General features: G+C 70.4%; 15 protein-coding genes. 6 read left to right on the plus strand and 9 right to left on the minus strand.

Annotated elements, in window-relative coordinates; all coding sequences use genetic code 11:
- The first annotated feature begins 209 nt into the window (after positions 1–209).
- Positions 210–1316, plus strand: a complete 1107-nt coding sequence (locus tag AWQ71_RS23390) for a CapA family protein (RefSeq protein ID WP_067136623.1) — start codon at positions 210–212, stop codon at positions 1314–1316.
- A gap of 98 nt (positions 1317–1414) precedes the next feature.
- The gene (locus tag AWQ71_RS23395) at positions 1415–2065 is read left to right on the plus strand and encodes a TetR/AcrR family transcriptional regulator (protein ID WP_067136625.1); all 651 of its coding nucleotides are present in this window, start codon (positions 1415–1417) and stop codon (positions 2063–2065) included.
- A gap of 8 nt (positions 2066–2073) precedes the next feature.
- On the opposite strand, the gene AWQ71_RS23400 is transcribed toward AWQ71_RS23395, so the two are convergent.
- Positions 2074–2379, minus strand: a complete 306-nt coding sequence (locus AWQ71_RS23400) for a hypothetical protein (protein WP_157570506.1) — start codon at positions 2377–2379, stop codon at positions 2074–2076.
- A 154-nt stretch (positions 2380–2533) separates the two neighbouring features.
- Here AWQ71_RS23400 and AWQ71_RS23405 point away from each other — a divergent pair, with 154 nt between their 5' ends.
- Positions 2534–3070 carry a hypothetical protein gene (locus AWQ71_RS23405; RefSeq protein ID WP_067136629.1) on the plus strand — a complete coding sequence of 179 codons (537 nt, stop codon included), beginning with the start codon at positions 2534–2536 and terminating at the stop codon, positions 3068–3070.
- A gap of 86 nt (positions 3071–3156) precedes the next feature.
- Here AWQ71_RS23405 and AWQ71_RS23410 read toward each other — a convergent pair whose 3' ends face one another.
- The 8 genes from AWQ71_RS23410 to AWQ71_RS23445 all read right to left on the minus strand — a co-directional run bounded on the left by AWQ71_RS23410 (position 3157) and on the right by AWQ71_RS23445 (position 11745).
- Positions 3157–3780, minus strand: coding sequence for a hypothetical protein (locus tag AWQ71_RS23410; protein ID WP_157570507.1), 624 nt, complete (start codon positions 3778–3780; stop codon positions 3157–3159).
- Positions 3781–3940: 160 nt separating this feature from the next.
- Positions 3941–6535 (minus strand): ATP-dependent chaperone ClpB, encoded by a 2595-nt coding sequence (gene clpB / locus AWQ71_RS23415; protein ID WP_067136635.1) that lies wholly within the window; start codon positions 6533–6535, stop codon positions 3941–3943.
- Between the two features lie 148 nt (positions 6536–6683).
- Entirely contained in the window at positions 6684–7031 is a 348-nt protein-coding gene (locus AWQ71_RS23420) for a heat shock protein transcriptional repressor HspR (protein WP_067136640.1), read from the minus strand.
- A gap of 4 nt (positions 7032–7035) precedes the next feature.
- On the minus strand, positions 7036–8214 hold the full coding sequence (dnaJ, locus tag AWQ71_RS23425) for a molecular chaperone DnaJ (RefSeq protein ID WP_067136642.1): 1179 nt from the start codon (positions 8212–8214) through the stop codon (positions 7036–7038).
- A 79-nt stretch (positions 8215–8293) separates the two neighbouring features.
- A complete protein-coding gene (gene grpE / locus AWQ71_RS23430) occupies positions 8294–8959 on the minus strand; it encodes a nucleotide exchange factor GrpE (protein ID WP_067136644.1) in 666 nt (221 codons plus the stop codon).
- A complete protein-coding gene (dnaK, locus tag AWQ71_RS23435; protein ID WP_067136646.1) occupies positions 8956–10824 on the minus strand; it encodes a molecular chaperone DnaK in 1869 nt (622 codons plus the stop codon). Before dnaK ends, grpE begins: the two co-directional genes overlap by 4 nt.
- Positions 10825–10981: 157 nt before the next feature.
- Positions 10982–11398 carry a hypothetical protein gene (locus tag AWQ71_RS23440; RefSeq protein WP_067136648.1) on the minus strand — a complete coding sequence of 139 codons (417 nt, stop codon included), beginning with the start codon at positions 11396–11398 and terminating at the stop codon, positions 10982–10984.
- 62 nt (positions 11399–11460) lie between these two features.
- Complete coding sequence (locus tag AWQ71_RS23445; protein ID WP_174550752.1) at positions 11461–11745, minus strand: hypothetical protein; 285 nt, start codon at positions 11743–11745, stop codon at positions 11461–11463.
- A gap of 253 nt (positions 11746–11998) precedes the next feature.
- Here AWQ71_RS23445 and AWQ71_RS23450 point away from each other — a divergent pair, with 253 nt between their 5' ends.
- The 3 genes from AWQ71_RS23450 to proC all read left to right on the plus strand — a co-directional run bounded on the left by AWQ71_RS23450 (position 11999) and on the right by proC (position 14330).
- Positions 11999–12733: an ABC transporter ATP-binding protein gene (locus tag AWQ71_RS23450; RefSeq protein ID WP_218001919.1), complete on the plus strand. Its 735-nt coding sequence runs from the start codon at positions 11999–12001 to the stop codon at positions 12731–12733.
- Positions 12730–13464 (plus strand): ABC transporter permease, encoded by a 735-nt coding sequence (locus tag AWQ71_RS23455; RefSeq protein ID WP_067136650.1) that lies wholly within the window; start codon positions 12730–12732, stop codon positions 13462–13464. The genes AWQ71_RS23450 and AWQ71_RS23455 overlap by 4 nt, the downstream gene beginning before the upstream one ends.
- Positions 13465–13535: 71 nt before the next feature.
- Positions 13536–14330 carry a pyrroline-5-carboxylate reductase gene (proC, locus tag AWQ71_RS23460; protein ID WP_084259187.1) on the plus strand — a complete coding sequence of 265 codons (795 nt, stop codon included), beginning with the start codon at positions 13536–13538 and terminating at the stop codon, positions 14328–14330.
- Positions 14331–14387: the final 57 nt, after the last annotated feature.

A 14387-nucleotide genomic window follows, 5' to 3' on the forward strand; every position in this document is an offset into this window, starting at 1 on the left:
CGACCGGCGCGCGGGGCGGGTCCCGCCAGACGAAACCGAGGTCCCCGGCGCAGATCCGCCGGGGACCTCGGTCTTCGGGTGCGTTGCCTTCCTCTCCTGCGTGTCCCTATTCCGGACGCCGTATCCCCGAAGAGTTGAAGAGATAAGCTTTTTTAGATTTACAAGTTTGATGGCGAGAAGATGGCCTATTCCCCAGATATCGCCAAGAGATGGCATGCTCAGATTCCGTGAAGATTCGCGTCGCCGCTTTGGTCGCCCTTACCCTCCTGGTCGCCGCCTGCACGGCCGCGGAAGGTGAGCCCATCCCGGAGGCGTCCAAGAAGACCGGCGCCACAAAAGCCTCGCCCACGCAGGCGGAGCCGGAGCCGACCCCTGAGCCGTACACGATCTCGTTCGCCGGCGACGTGCACTTCGAGGGCGTGCTGCGGACCCGGCTGAACAACGACCCGCGCACCGCGCTCGGCCCGATCGCGAACGTGCTGCGCCGGTCCGACCTGACCGTGCTCAACCTGGAGACCGCGATCACCACGGGTGGCACGCCCGCGCCGGGCAAGCAGTTCACCTTCCGCGCGCCCCCCACCGCCTTCAGCGCGCTCAAGGCCGCCGGCGTGGACGCCGTGACCATGGCGAACAACCACGGCATGGACTACATGGAGAGCGGGCTGCAGGACTCGCTCGCCGCGATCAAGCGCACCAAGTTCCCCGCCATCGGCATCGGGAAGAACGCCGCCGAGGCGTACCGGCCGTTCCGGGCCACCGTGAAGGGCAACCGGGTGGCGGTCATCGGCGCGACGCAGGTGCTCGACTCCGAGTTCATCCAGGCCTGGACGGCCACCGACGACAAGGCGGGCCTCGCCTCCGCCAAGAACGAGCCGCGCCTCCTGCAGGCCGTACGCCAGGCCCGCAAGAACTCCGACACGGTGATCGTGTTCCTGCACTGGGGCGCTGAGCTGGTCAAGTGCCCGACCGATGTCCAGCGCGACCTCGCCACCAAGCTGTCGGAGGCGGGCGCCGACGTGATCGTGGGCAGCCACGCGCACATCCTGCTCGGCGGCGGCTACTCGGGCCGGAGCTACGTTCACTACGGCCTGGGCAACTTCGTCTTCTACAACTGGGGCCCCGAGACCGGGAAGACCGGCGTGCTCACCCTCACGATCAACGGCAGGAAGGTGCTCAAGGACCGGTGGACCCCGGCCCGCATCAACGGCGGCGTGCCCATCCCGGTGATCGGCGAGGCCGGCAAGCAGGCCCTGGCCGAGTACGCGTCGCTGCGCCAGTGCACGGGGCTGACCGCCCGCCCGTCCGGCGAGCAGTGAGACGGCCGCCGGCGCTCCGGGTCGAGGCGCGGCCAGGAAATCGAGTGACTGTCCGGGAGGGGACTGACCGGAAGGCACTGAACGGGCAATATGGAGGGATGTCCACTCAGCTTGAAGAGGACGTCGACCCCGCCGATCCCGACCCGCTCCGCCGTCGCCCGTCCCAGCGCCGCAGCGCCCGGCGCGTCGAACGGATGCTCGACGCGTGCGCCGAGCTGCTGGACGAGATCGGCTACGAGGCGCTCACCACGACCCGCATCGCCGAGCGCGCCGGTGTCGCGATCGGATCGGTCTACCAGTTCTTCCCGGACAAGCGGGCGATCACCCAGGCGCTGACCCGGCGCCATGTCGAGCTCTTCGTCGCCCGGGTGGGCCGCCGGTTCATCACGGAGGACTACACCGGGTGGTGGGACGCCGTGGACGCCATCATCGAGGAGTACGTCGAGATGCACCGGGCCGTTCCGGGGTTCCGGTCGCTGCATTTCGGCGACATCGTGGATCTCAACCTCATCGACTCGGTCGCGGACAACAACACGGTGATCGCCGGACGGCTCCGGGCGCTGCTGCTCAAGGAGTTCGGCCTCGCCGACAGCGAGGAGCTGGACCGCGCCATGCTCGTCGCGGTCGAGGCGGGTGACGCGGTGCTGAAGCTGGCCTTCCGGCGCGATCCCCACGGTGCTCCCGACATCGTCGCCGAAGCGAAGCAACTGGTGCGCGGCTACCTCTCCCGCCAGCTCCGCGCGGGCTGATCCGGCGGTCAGTCGTCCTGACGCGGGCGGAGCCGATCCTCCTCGTCGGACAGGGGGTCGGAGAGCGGCATCAGGCGATAGCGCACCTGGACGGGGACGGCGTGCTTGCGCTTCAGCGGCCGGGCGATCAGGCAGGAGGCGGCGACCGACCGCATCGAGGCTCCGGTGGAGTACATCTCGGACTGCAACCGCGTCAGCTCGGCGCTCGCCCGCTCCAGGGCTTCGGACCTCGCCGTGGCATAACCGACGAGGCCGGGGATCACGGCGGAGAGCGCGATCGCCGAGGCGAAGGTCATACTGACCTGCCTGAACATCCGGATCACCGCCCCCCGCTTGCCATGCGCCATGGCAATATGCCCGATTACCCCCCTCCAAACACACTTCGTAGTTAATCGAGCGCAATTCGTGATATGGGGAATGCGGGCGGATGTCCGGCGAACAGGTGGGCCGCCTCGATAGCCTCGCCTTGTGGCGCATGTGACACATGAACAGCTGGATCGACTGCTCGACCAAGCACTGCTGCTCGACGACCACGGCGCTCTGGCACGCCGGCTCGACACGCTGGCCCGGCTCTACGAGTCCGGAGAGATGTCACGGGCGGCGATACTCGTCATGGCGGCGGAGGAGTGGCGGCAGACGGGCCAAGCCGAGGTGGCCCTCGATCGTTTCCGCGAGGCGGCGCGAGACGGCGGAGAGGTCCTCGTGGACCCGCGCTCAGGCATCGCCGACACGCTCTTCGAACTCGACCGCCTCGACGAGGCGCGAGAGGTCATCGCCGAGATCCGCGACAGCGTCTGGAACCCCGCCACCGCGCTCACCGTCGCCGAGACGCTGGTCGCGTACGGGGACCTGGCGGGCGCGCACGAGTGGGCGACCGAGGGGGCCGCGGCCTGCCCGCCCGACACCACGATGCGGGAGGCCCTGTTGCGCACCAGGTACCGCATCAGGGTCGATCTCGGGCTGCCCGAGGACGACCTGGACGCCTCGCTCGACATCGCCCGCTGACCGGAACATGACGAAGGGGCCGCGACCGCGGCCCCTTCTCGTTTCATCGTCCCCGCCCCCCCGGTGGGCGGACGCGTACGGCCCGCCTATGGCAGGACCGTGGTGTCGATCAGGCGCTTGGCGATCTTGGCGACCGCTCCGTCCTTCTTGGCCGGCCGTGTCTCCGGGGCCTTCGGCGTGTTCTGCGCCTTCGTCGGCGGGGCCGCCGGCTCGGCCTTCGCCCGCGCGGCCCGCTTCGCCGCCTTGCCCGGCTTCTGGTGGGCCGGCTGCGTGGTGCCCGGGACCGGCTGAGCGGTGGGCTGTGTGGCGGGCTGCGTGGCTGGCTGGGCGGACTCGCCGGCGGCGGCGTCGGGCCGCGTGGGGATCGCGGGCAGCGCCGGAACGTCCGGCAGCTCCGGGATCCGCACCGGTACAGCGAGCGGGCTCGGCAGGCCGGACGTCACGGCGGAGACCGACGGGAAGCCGGGCAGGCCGGGGAAGCCCTGGCCCGCGGCCGCGCCGCCCGCGTCGGCGATGCTCAGTACCCCGGTCGCGGAGGAGAGGCCGGGCAGTCCGGCCGCGCGGGCGACCCTGTCGATCGTGATGAGGCGCGCGGCCCGGGCCGGGCCGTTCGCGGTGACGGCCTCGCAGGCGGCGCGCGTCGCACCCGCTGTCGTGCCCGTGCACGGTTCCGCCGCCGCGACCGCCTGACCGCCGGCGAACCAGCTCACGCCGGCGGTCACGGTGGCGAGCGCGGCATGACGCGCTCGGACGCTTCGCGATGCTCCTGACATCGAGTCCCCCCTGATTACGTTGCGTGTCATTACGAACACCGAACGTACCGGCGGGGGCATTCCTAGGGGCGCGCTTGCCGCAATGGTGAGGGATTCCTTACCGAACGGCCCGCACAGCCAGCGTGTCGCCGGCCTCGTCGAGCTCCACGACCACGTCGTCGCCGTCGCGGATCTCCCCGGAGAGCAACGATTTGGCCAGCGTGTCGCCGATCGCCGACTGGATCAGCCGCCGGAGCGGGCGTGCGCCGTACACGGGGTCGTAGCCGGTCATCGCCAGCCACTCACGGGCACCCGGAGTGACGCTCAGCGTGAGCCGGCGGTCGGCGAGCCGCGCCGCCAGACGCGACACCTGCAGGTCGGCGATCTGCGACAGCTCCTCGGTGCCGAGCGCGTCGAACACGATGACGTCGTCGAGCCGGTTGAGGAACTCGGGCTTGAAGGCGCCCCTGACCGCGGTCATCACGGCCTCGCGCTTGGCGCCGTTCTCCATCTTGGGATCGACGAGGAACTGCGACCCGATGTTGGACGTGAGGATCAGGATGGCGTTCCGGAAGTCCACCGTGCGGCCCTGGCCGTCGGTGAGCCGGCCGTCGTCCAGCACCTGCAGCAGCACGTCGAAGACCTCGGGGTGCGCCTTCTCGACCTCGTCGAGCAGCACCACCGTGTACGGCCGGCGGCGGACGGCCTCGGTGAGCTGGCCGCCCTCCTCGTATCCCACGTATCCCGGAGGGGCGCCGACGAGCCGCGCCACGCTGTGCTTCTCGCCGTACTCGCTCATGTCGATGCGGGTCATCGCCCGCTCGTCGTCGAACAGGAACTCGGCCAGCGCCTTGGCCAGCTCGGTCTTGCCGACGCCGGTCGGGCCGAGAAAGAGGAAGGAGCCGGTCGGGCGGTCCGGGTCGGCGATGCCCGCCCGGGCCCGCCGTACCGCGTCGGACACGGCCTGCACGGCCGTGCGCTGGCCGATCAGACGCCCGCCGAGCTCGTCCTCCATCCGCAGCAGCTTGGCGGTCTCCCCTTCGAGCAGCCGGCCGGCCGGGATGCCGGTCCAGGACGAGATGACGTCGGCGATGTCGTCCGGGCCGACCTCCTCCTTCACCATCGGCGGCTCGTCGGCCTCCTCGGCCTCCTCCGCGGCCCTGGTCGCCTCGGCCAGCTCCTTCTCCAGCCGGGGGACCTCGCCGTACATCAGGCGGGACGCCTCTTCGAACTTGCCGTCGCGCTGGGCCCGCTCGGCCGCGCCGCGCGCCTCGTCGAGCTGCTTCTTCAGCTCGCCGACCTTGTTCAGCCCGGCCTTCTCGCGCTCCCATCGGCCGACGAGGCCGTTGAGCTCCTCCTGGCGGTTCGCCAGCTCCTCGCGGAGCTTCTCCAGTCGCTGGCGGCTTCCCTCGTCGGTCTCCTTGACGAGGGCGAGCTCCTCCATCTTGAGCCGGTCCACGATGCGCTGGAGCTCGTCGATCTCCACCGGCCGGGAGTCGATCTCCATGCGCAGCCGCGACATGGACTCGTCGACCAGGTCGATGGCCTTGTCCGGGAGGAACCGCGCGGTGATGTAGCGGTCGGAGAGCGTCGCCGCGGCCACCAGCGCGCTGTCGGAGATCTGCACCTGGTGGTGGGCCTCGTAGCGGCCCTTCAGACCGCGCAGGATCGCGATCGTGTCCTCGACGGTCGGCTCGCCCACGTAGACCTGCTGGAACCGGCGCTCCAGCGCGGGGTCCTTCTCGATGCGTTCGCGGTACTCGTCGAGCGTCGTCGCGCCGATCATGCGGAGTTCGCCGCGCGCCAGCATGGGCTTGAGCATGTTGCCGGCGTCCATCGCGCCCTCGGCCGCGCCCGCGCCCACCATGGTGTGCAGCTCGTCGATGAAGGTGACGATCTGGCCGTTGCTCTCCTTGATCTCGTTGAGCACGGCCTTGAGGCGCTCCTCGAACTCACCGCGGTACTTCGCGCCGGCGACCATCGAGCCGAGGTCCAGCGCGACGAGCCGCTTGTTCCTGAGGCTCTCCGGCACGTCACCGGCGATCATCCGCTGCGCCAGGCCCTCGACCACCGCGGTCTTGCCGACGCCGGGCTCGCCGATCAGCACCGGGTTGTTCTTGGTCCGGCGGGAGAGCACCTGGATGACCCGGCGGATCTCCGTGTCCCGGCCGATGACCGGGTCGAGCTTGCCCGCCCTGGCCCGCTCGGTGAGATCGACGCCGAACTTCTCCAGGGCGCGGTAGGTGTCCTCGGGGGTCTCGCTGGTGACCCGGGCGTGCCCGCGCACCTTCTCGAACGCGTCGAGCAGCGCGCTCGGCGTCGCGCCCTGCGCCTTGAGCAGGTCGGCGACCTGGCCGCCGTCGGCCGCGAGGCTCACCAGCAGGTGTTCGGTCGAGACGTACTCGTCCTCAAGCTGCTTGGCACGCTGGGCGGCGGTGTTCAGCACGGTGAGGAGCTGCCGCGAGCTCGACGGGGCGCTCACCGTGGCGCCCTGCGCCTTGGGCAGCGCGGCGAGCAGCTCCTCGGCCTTGGTCCGGAGCTGCTTCCAGTCCGCGCCCACCGCCTCCAGGAGGGGAACGGCGGTGCCGCCCGTCTGGGCGAGCAGCGTGGTGAGGAGGTGCACGGGGGCCACCTCGGGGTTGCCCTCCGCGGCCGCCCGCCGGACCGCCCCTGCCAGGGCCTCCTGGCTCTTCTGCGTCAGCTTGTAGTCCATGGTGGTTCGTGGCCTCGCTTCGCTCAGCGGGCACGCGAGACCGGCGCGGCGGCTGTTCCTCAACGCCGGACGGTCAAGGGGCGCTGCGCTCCCCGAACCGCTCGGCGCGATCACCGCCGCGCGTCACGCGGGCCCGTGAATTCCCGGATCAGGCTGGTGGAAGTTCGTATCTGACCAGCGCGCGGATCATGGTCAGCTCGCTGCGGAGCCGTCCCACCTCGTCGCGCAGGCGCAGGGTCTCGGTTTCGAGTTCGAGGATGCGTTTGATCCCCGCGAGGTTGATGCCGTCCTCCTGGGAGAGCCGTTGCACCTCGCGCAGCAGCACGATGTCTCGCGTCGAGTAGAGCCGCCCGCGACCGGCCGTGCGTCCCGGACTGACCAGGCCGAGCCGGTCGTACTGCCGGAGTGTCTGCGGATGGAGGCCGGAGAGCTGGGCGGCAACCGAGATGACGTAGACCGGTGTGTCGTCGGACAGATCGAAGAAGTTGGCATCCATACGCTCACTCGCTTCTGGCCTGCTTGATCAGCTCTTCTCTCAGGTCGATGCCCTCGGTGGCGTCGCGGAACTCCTCCAAAGCTGCCCGCGCCTTGTCATCGAGGTGCGGCGGCACCGTCACCTGCACAGTGACGAGCAGGTCGCCCTTGGTGCCGTCCTTGCGGGGGGCTCCCCGGCCGCGCACGCGGAACGTGCGCCCGTTGGGCGTGCCCTCCGGGATGCGCAGGGTGACCGGCATGCCCTTCAGCGTGGGCACCTTGATCTCGGCGCCGAGCGCCGCCTCGGGGAACGTGACCGGCACGATCACGGTGAGGTTCTCCCCCGTACGGCCGAACACCGGGTGCGGCTTGACGTGGACCTGGACGTAGAGGTCGCCGGCGGGACCGCCGTTCTCGCCGGGCGCGCCCTTGGCCTTGAGCCGGATGCGCTGGCCGTCGGCGACCCCCGCCGGGATGCGGGCCTGGATCGTGCGGGTGCTCTTGCCCCGGCCGCTGCCCTCGCAGACCGGGCACGGGTCGTCCACGATGAGACCCCGGCCGCGGCAGTCGCGGCACGGCTCGGAGAAGGCGAAGTTCCCCAGGTTGCGGCTGGCCGCGCCGGTGCCCTCGCAGGTCGGGCAGACGCGCGGCGTGGTGCCGGCCTTGGCGCCCGTGCCGCTGCACGCCCCGCAGGCGGACGAGCTGGTCAGCCGCAGCGAGACCGTGGTGCCTTCGACGGCCTCGCCGAACGACATCGTGACCTCGGACTCGATGTCCTGTCCGCGGCGCGGCCGGGTGGCGCCGGTCGCCGTGGAGCGACCGCCCCGGTTGAACAGGCCGCCGAACAGGTCGCCGATGCGGTCCCCCGCATTGCCGCTCTGCCCGGTGCCGGAGAACAGGTCGCCGAAGTCGAAGTTGAAGCCGCCGCCCCGCGACGCGCCCGTGCCGGCGTATCCGCCGAGCCCGGACCCGAAGAGGGTGCGCGCCTCGTCGTACTCCTTACGGCGCTTGACGTCGGAGAGCACGTCGTAGGCCTCGGAGACCTCCTTGAACTTCTCCTCGGTCTCGGTGTTGCCCTTGTTGGCGTCCGGGTGGTACTGCCTGGCCAGCTTCCGGTACGCCGTCTTGATCTCGGCGGCGGTGGCGGACTTGGGCACACCAAGGACGGCGTAATAGTCCTTCTCCAGGTAGTCCTTGGTGCTCATCTATCGCTTTCCTCCGCGCAAGGGGGTGTGTCTCGGTTTCTCTCCCGATCCTGCCGGATCGGGAGAGAAACCAGGGGTTTCAGTTCTGGTTGGATTCACCGGAATCCGCGGAGTCGGCGGCGCCCGCCGCTTCGGCCGCGGCGGTCTCGTCCGGCTCCGCGACGGCGACCCGGGCCGGGCGCAGGATCTGCTCGCCCATGCGGTAGCCGGGCTGCAGGATCTCCACGCACGTCGGCTCGGAGACGTCGGCGGAGTAGCTGTGCAGGAGCGCCTCGTGCACGTTCGGGTCGAACGGGTCGCCCTTCGCGCCGTACCGCACCAGGCCGAGCTTGCCGAGGGTCGCCTCCAGCAACTCGCTCACCTTGGCGAACCCGCCGGTGAGCTCGCCGTGGTCGCGGGCCCGGCCGATGTCGTCGAGCACGGGCAGCAGCTCGGTGAGGGCACCGCCCACGGCCTGCTCTCGGACGGCGGACCGGTCCCGGTCCACCCGCCTGCGGTAATTGGCGTACTCGGCGTGCAACCGCTGCAGGTCGGCGGTGCGCTCCGCGAGCAGGTCCGCACCGTTGTCGCCGCCCGCCGCGGCCGGCGCCTGCTCCGCCACGGGAGCTCCGGCGTCCTGCCCCGCCCCGTCCGGGGCGGCCGCGCCGGAGGGCTCTCCGGCGCGCGCCGTCCCCGTCTCCGGGTCGATCTTGCGGTGGTCGCGGATCACCGGCTCCTGCTCGGAACCGTTCTCGCGCGCGGTCACTTGTTGCCGCCCTCCCGCTTCGGCTCGTCGTCCACGATCTCGGCCTCGACGACGTCCTCGTCGGCCTTCGCCTGGCCGTCACCGGAGGCCGCCGCGCCTTCGGCGCCGGGCGTGGCCTGGGACTGGGCGTAGATCGCCGACCCCATCTTCTGGCTGACGGTCGCGAGCTTCTCGGCTGCGGCGCGGATCGCGGCCGAGTCGGTGCCCTCAAGGGTCTTCTTCAGCTCGGCGAGCGCGTCGTTGACCTCGGTCTTGACGTCGGCCGGGACCTTGTCGTCGTTGTCGTGCAGGAACTTCTCCGTCTGGTAGACCAGGGCGTCCGCGTTGTTGCGGACCTCGGCCTCCTCGCGGCGCTTCTTGTCCTCTTCGGCGTAGGAGTCCGCCTCGCGCATCATGCGCTCGATGTCGTCCTTGCCGAGCGCGGAGCCGCCGGTGATCGTCATCGACTGCTCCTTGCCGGTGCCGAGGTCCTTGGCGCCGACGTTGACGATGCCGTTCGCGTCGATGTCGAAGGTGACCTCGATCTGCGGGACGCCGCGTGGGGCCGGGGCGATGCCGGTCAGCTCGAACGTGGCCAGCTTCTTGTTGTACGCCGCGATCTCGCGCTCGCCCTGGTAGACCTGGATCTGCACCGACGGCTGGTTGTCCTCGGCGGTGGTGAACACCTCCGACCGCTTGGTCGGGATCGTGGTGTTCCGCTCGATGATCTTGGTGAAGATGCCGCCCTTGGTCTCGATGCCCAGGCTCAGCGGGGTCACGTCGAGCAGCAGGACGTCCTTGACCTCGCCCTTGAGCACGCCGGCCTGGAGCGCGGCGCCGATCGCCACGACCTCGTCCGGGTTGACGCCCTTGTTCGGCTCCTGGCCGCCGGTCAGCTCCTTGACCAGGTCGGTCACGGCGGGCATGCGGGTCGAGCCGCCGACGAGCACCACGTGGGCGATGTCGGAGACCTTGATGCCGGCGTCCTTGATGACCTGGTGGAACGGGTGCTTGCAGCGCTCGAGCAGGTCGGCGGTGACCCGCTGGAACTCGGCGCGGGTCAGCTTCTCCTCGAGGTGCAGCGGGCCCTCGGCCGAAGCGGTGATGTAGGGCAGGTTGATCGTCGTCTCAGTCTGGCTGGACAGCTCGATCTTGGCCTTCTCCGCGGCCTCACGCAGACGCTGGAGGGCCATCTTGTCCTTGGACAGGTCGACGCCGTGCGCGTTCTTGAAGCGGGTCACCAGCTCGTCGACGACGCGCTGGTCCCAGTCGTCGCCGCCGAGGTGGTTGTCACCGCTGGTGGCGCGGACCTCGACGAAGCCGTGGCCGTCCTCCTGGCCGACGTCGAGCAGGGACACGTCGAAGGTGCCGCCGCCGAGGTCGAAGACCAGGATGGTCTGGTCCTTCTCCTTGTCGAGGCCGTAGGCCAGGGCGGCCGAGGTCGGCTCGTTGATGATGCGCAGCACATTGAGGCCCGCGATGGTGCCGGCCTCCTTGGTGGCCTGCCGCTGGGCGTCGTTGAAGTACGCGGGGACGGTGATCACCGCGTCGGTGATCTTCTCACCCAGGTAGGCCTCGGCGTCCTGCTTGAGCTTCTGCAGGACGAAGGCGCTGATCTGCTGGGGAGTGAACTTCTTGCCGTCGATCTCGACGGACCAGTCGGTGCCCATCTCTCGCTTGACCGAGCGGATCGTCCGGTCGACGTTGGTCACGGCCTGACGCTTGGCGACCTCGCCGACCAGCACTTCGCCGTTCTTCGCGAAGGCGACCACGGACGGGGTGGTCCGAGAGCCCTGCGCGTTCGCGATGACGGCGGGCTCACCGCCCTCAAGGATCGAGACGACGGAGTTGGTCGTCCCAAGGTCGATACCTACCGCACGTGCCATGAGTTCGTCCCTGTGGTCAAAGTTGAGTCGGTACGACTCAATATTGGGTCGCCCAACAAGCTTTGTCAAACGACTTGAGCCTAGTGGACTCAACCTCATGGTGCGCGGGCGGAATGCCCGAATCCGCTCCGATCCGTCGAGGGCGTGGGCCGTGCGGTCAGCGCACCGCGCCGTCGACCACCTTGCGGTCGCCGAGCGGGGCCCTGAGCTTCACGATCGTGCTCTTCCGGACGGCGATCATCACGCACATCTGCGCGTCCTTGCCCCGGCCCTCGTAGAGGGTGACCGTGACCTGCTTCCTGGTCTCCTTGACGCGCACCCGGTCGAGCACCGTGCAGGGCTCGACGCCGGACCACCAGGTGACCCGCAGATATCTGCCGTTCCGGATCGGCTTGGCGGACGTCCATCTGACCTTGCGCGGGTCGACGGTGCCGCCCTTGGGCTTCACCGGGGCCGGGGTGCCGGCCGAGGCGGGGAGGTGGGACGCGGGTGTGCCGGAGGCGGGGCCGATGGACGCGGACGCCACGGAGGCCGAGGCCGTTCCGCCGATCGCGATCAGGAGGGTCGCGGCCATCGCCGCGGTTCGTCGAATCGTACGCATGACCGTATTGACGGAGCGGTCTTCCGGCCGGTTCATCATTTGGCGCCGTCGACCACCTCGCGGCCGTCGAGCGGGGCGGCGAGCCGCGCCGTGGTCGTCTTCTCCAGCGCGATGGCGATGCAGGCGGTGTCGGGGTGGCGCGGGTCGCGGCCCTCGTAGAGGGTGACCGTGACCCGCGTGGCGCTCTCCTCCACCTCGACCCGGTCGAGCACGGTGCACGGGGCGACGCCCGACCACCAGACGACCGCGAGCGACCGGCCGTCCGCGGACGGCGTCACGCTGGTCCACGCGATCTTCCGGGGGTTGAGTGTGTGACCCATCGGCGTCTGCGGCGCGGGACTCCCGTGCCCGGGTTCCGTGCCCGCCGGCGCGCTGGTCGGCTGGTCCGCGTCGTGCCCCCCGGGCGGCGGCGCGGACGATGAAGACGATCCGGACGGCGGTTGCCCGCACGCCGCCGCCATGAGCAGGAGCGTTATCGCCAAGAACCTTCGCATATCTCATTAAACGAGATGGCCGTCCGGTCGGTTCGACCCCCTGTTGACGGCGCCCGCGACGCGGGTTTAATTTCAACGCATGATGAATTTACCCGGACCGGCGATCGCCGTACGCGACCTGCGGGTCGTACGGGGCGGGGCCGAGGTCCTGCACGGCCTCACCTTCGAGGTGCCGCGCGGGCAGGTGACCGGCCTGCTCGGGCCCAGCGGATGCGGGAAGACGACGCTGATCCGCTCGATCGTCGGCGTGCAGATCGTCACGAGCGGTGAGGTGACGGTGCTCGGCGAGCCGGCAGGCGGCCCCGCCCTCCGCCGAAAGATCGGTTATTCGACGCAGAGTGCCGCCATATATCGGGATCTGACGGTGCTGGAGAACCTGCGCTACTTCGCGGCGGTCCTCGGGGCGGGCAAGGACGACGCCGAGCGCGTGCTGGAGGAGGTCGGCCTCGCCGGCGCGGGCAGGCAGCTCGCCGGCTCGCTCTCCGGCGGCCAGCTCGGCCGGGCCAGCCTGGCCGTCGCGCTGCTCGGCTCGCCCGAGCTGCTGGTGCTCGACGAGCCGACCGTTGGCCTCGACCCCGTGCTGCGCCAGGACCTCTGGGGGCTCTTCCAGAGCCTCGCGGAGCGCGGTGTGACCCTGGTCGTCTCCAGTCACGTCATGGACGAAGCGGCCCGATGCCAGCGGCTGATCATCCTGCGGGAGGGCGAGATCCTCGCGGACGGAAGCCCCGACGGGCTGCGCGAGCGCGCCGGGACCACGGATTTGGAAGAGGCGTTTCTGCGCCTCGTCAAGGAGAAGGCGGAGCGCGTCCGATGAGCCTGACGATCACCCTCGCCACGGCGGGCCGGATCCTCGCCCAGCTCCGCCACGACCGCCGCACGCTCGCGCTGCTGGTCGGCGTGCCGAGCGTGCTGATGATCCTGCTCAGGTACGTCATCGACGACCCGGCGTCGTTCGACCGGCTGGGGCCGACGCTGCTCGGCATCTTCCCGTTCATCGTGATGTTCATGGTCACCTCGATCACGACCCAGCGTGAGCGGGCGACCGGCACGCTCGAACGGCTGATGGCCGGGCCGCTCGGCCGCTTCGACCTGCTGCTCGGCTACGCCCTCGCGTTCGGGGCGGTGGCCGCGGCCCAGGTCGCGGTGGTGCTCGCCATCTCCCTGACCTGGCTCGGCCTGGAGGTCGCCGGCTCCGTGTGGCTGCTGGTCCTGGTGGCCGTGCTCGACTCGCTGCTGGGCATGGCGCTCGGCCTGTTCTTCAGCGCCTTCGCCCGCACCGAGTTCCAGGCGGTGCAGTTCATGCCCGCGGTCGTGCTGCCGCAGTCGCTGCTGTGCGGGCTCGTCGTCCCCCGTGACGCCATGGCGTCCTGGCTGGAGCGGCTCTCCGACGTCATGCCGCTCTCGTACGCGGTGGAGGCGATGCAGGAGGTCGCGCGGACCGGCGATGTCACCGGCGTGCTGGTCCGCGACATCCTGATCGTGGCCGGGTGCGCGGTCCTGGCGCTCGTCCTCGGCGCGGCCACGCTGCGCCGCCGTACGCCGTGACCTGCGCGCGCCGGGCGCGCCGCCGTCGTCGGTAAGCTGCGGGCGGATGTCCCTACCAGCGAGGAATGGTCATGATCGCGATTCTCGGCACCGGCAAGATGGGCGAGGCGCTGCTCTCCGGGCTGGTTCGGGCCGGGCTGCCGCCGAACGAGATCATGGCGACCGCGCGGCGCGAGGACCGGGCGGCGGCGCTGCGCGAGAGTTACGGCGTGCGCGTCGTCTCCAACGCCGAGGCGGCCAAGGCCGCTGAGACGATCATCCTCGCGGTCAAGCCGCAGGACATGGGGACCCTGCTCGCCGAGATCGCCCCGTACGTCCCCGCCGACCGGCTGGTGATCACGGTGGCGGCGGGGATCACCACGGCCTTCGTGGAGTCCAGGCTGGGCGAGGCGGTGCCGGTGGTCCGCGTCATGTCCAACACGCCGGTCCTGGTCGACGAGGCGATGAGCGTCATCTCGCCCGGAGCGCACGCCGGCGAGCGCCACCTGGAGCGCACGGAGGCCCTGCTCAAGCCGGTCGGCAAGGTCCTGCGCATCCCCGAGTCGCAGCAGGACGCCGCGACCGCGCTGTCGGGCAGCGGCCCGGCCTACTTCTTCTACCTGGTCGAGGCCATGGTGGACGCCGGGATCCTGCTCGGCATGCCGCGCGCCGCCGCCCTCGACATGGTCACCCAGTCGATCGTCGGCGCCGCGATCATGCTGCGCGACTCGGGGGAGCACCCGGTGATCCTGCGCGAGGCGGTCACGTCGCCGGGCGGGACGACCATCGCCGCCATCGCCGAGCTCGAACGCCACAAGGTCCGGGCCGCCTTCCTCGACGCCATCGAGGCGGCCAGGGACCGCAGTCGTCAGCTCGCCTCCGGCTGATCCCGCACAGGTCGTGACGGCCCTCACCGGCAACACGCCGGGAAAACCATTAGGAAA

Origin of the sequence: Microtetraspora malaysiensis, from assembly GCF_001528665.1 — a bacterium.
Taxonomy (GTDB): domain Bacteria; phylum Actinomycetota; class Actinomycetes; order Streptosporangiales; family Streptosporangiaceae; genus Microtetraspora_A; species Microtetraspora_A malaysiensis.

Coding starts and splice junctions, on each gene's coding strand:
- AWQ71_RS23390 (WP_067136623.1), top strand. CDS start 210: ATGGCATGCTCAGATTCCGTGAAGATTCGCGTCGCCGCTTTGGTCGCC.
- AWQ71_RS23395 (WP_067136625.1), top strand. CDS start 1,415: ATGTCCACTCAGCTTGAAGAGGACGTCGACCCCGCCGATCCCGACCCG.
- AWQ71_RS23400 (WP_157570506.1), bottom strand. CDS start 2,379: ATGTTCAGGCAGGTCAGTATGACCTTCGCCTCGGCGATCGCGCTCTCC.
- clpB (WP_067136635.1), bottom strand. CDS start 6,535: ATGGACTACAAGCTGACGCAGAAGAGCCAGGAGGCCCTGGCAGGGGCG.
- AWQ71_RS23420 (WP_067136640.1), bottom strand. CDS start 7,031: ATGGATGCCAACTTCTTCGATCTGTCCGACGACACACCGGTCTACGTC.
- dnaJ (WP_067136642.1), bottom strand. CDS start 8,214: ATGAGCACCAAGGACTACCTGGAGAAGGACTATTACGCCGTCCTTGGT.
- dnaK (WP_067136646.1), bottom strand. CDS start 10,824: ATGGCACGTGCGGTAGGTATCGACCTTGGGACGACCAACTCCGTCGTC.
- AWQ71_RS23440 (WP_067136648.1), bottom strand. CDS start 11,398: ATGGCCGCGACCCTCCTGATCGCGATCGGCGGAACGGCCTCGGCCTCC.
- AWQ71_RS23445 (WP_174550752.1), bottom strand. CDS start 11,745: ATGGGTCACACACTCAACCCCCGGAAGATCGCGTGGACCAGCGTGACG.
- AWQ71_RS23450 (WP_218001919.1), top strand. CDS start 11,999: ATGATGAATTTACCCGGACCGGCGATCGCCGTACGCGACCTGCGGGTC.
- AWQ71_RS23455 (WP_067136650.1), top strand. CDS start 12,730: ATGAGCCTGACGATCACCCTCGCCACGGCGGGCCGGATCCTCGCCCAG.
- proC (WP_084259187.1), top strand. CDS start 13,536: ATGATCGCGATTCTCGGCACCGGCAAGATGGGCGAGGCGCTGCTCTCC.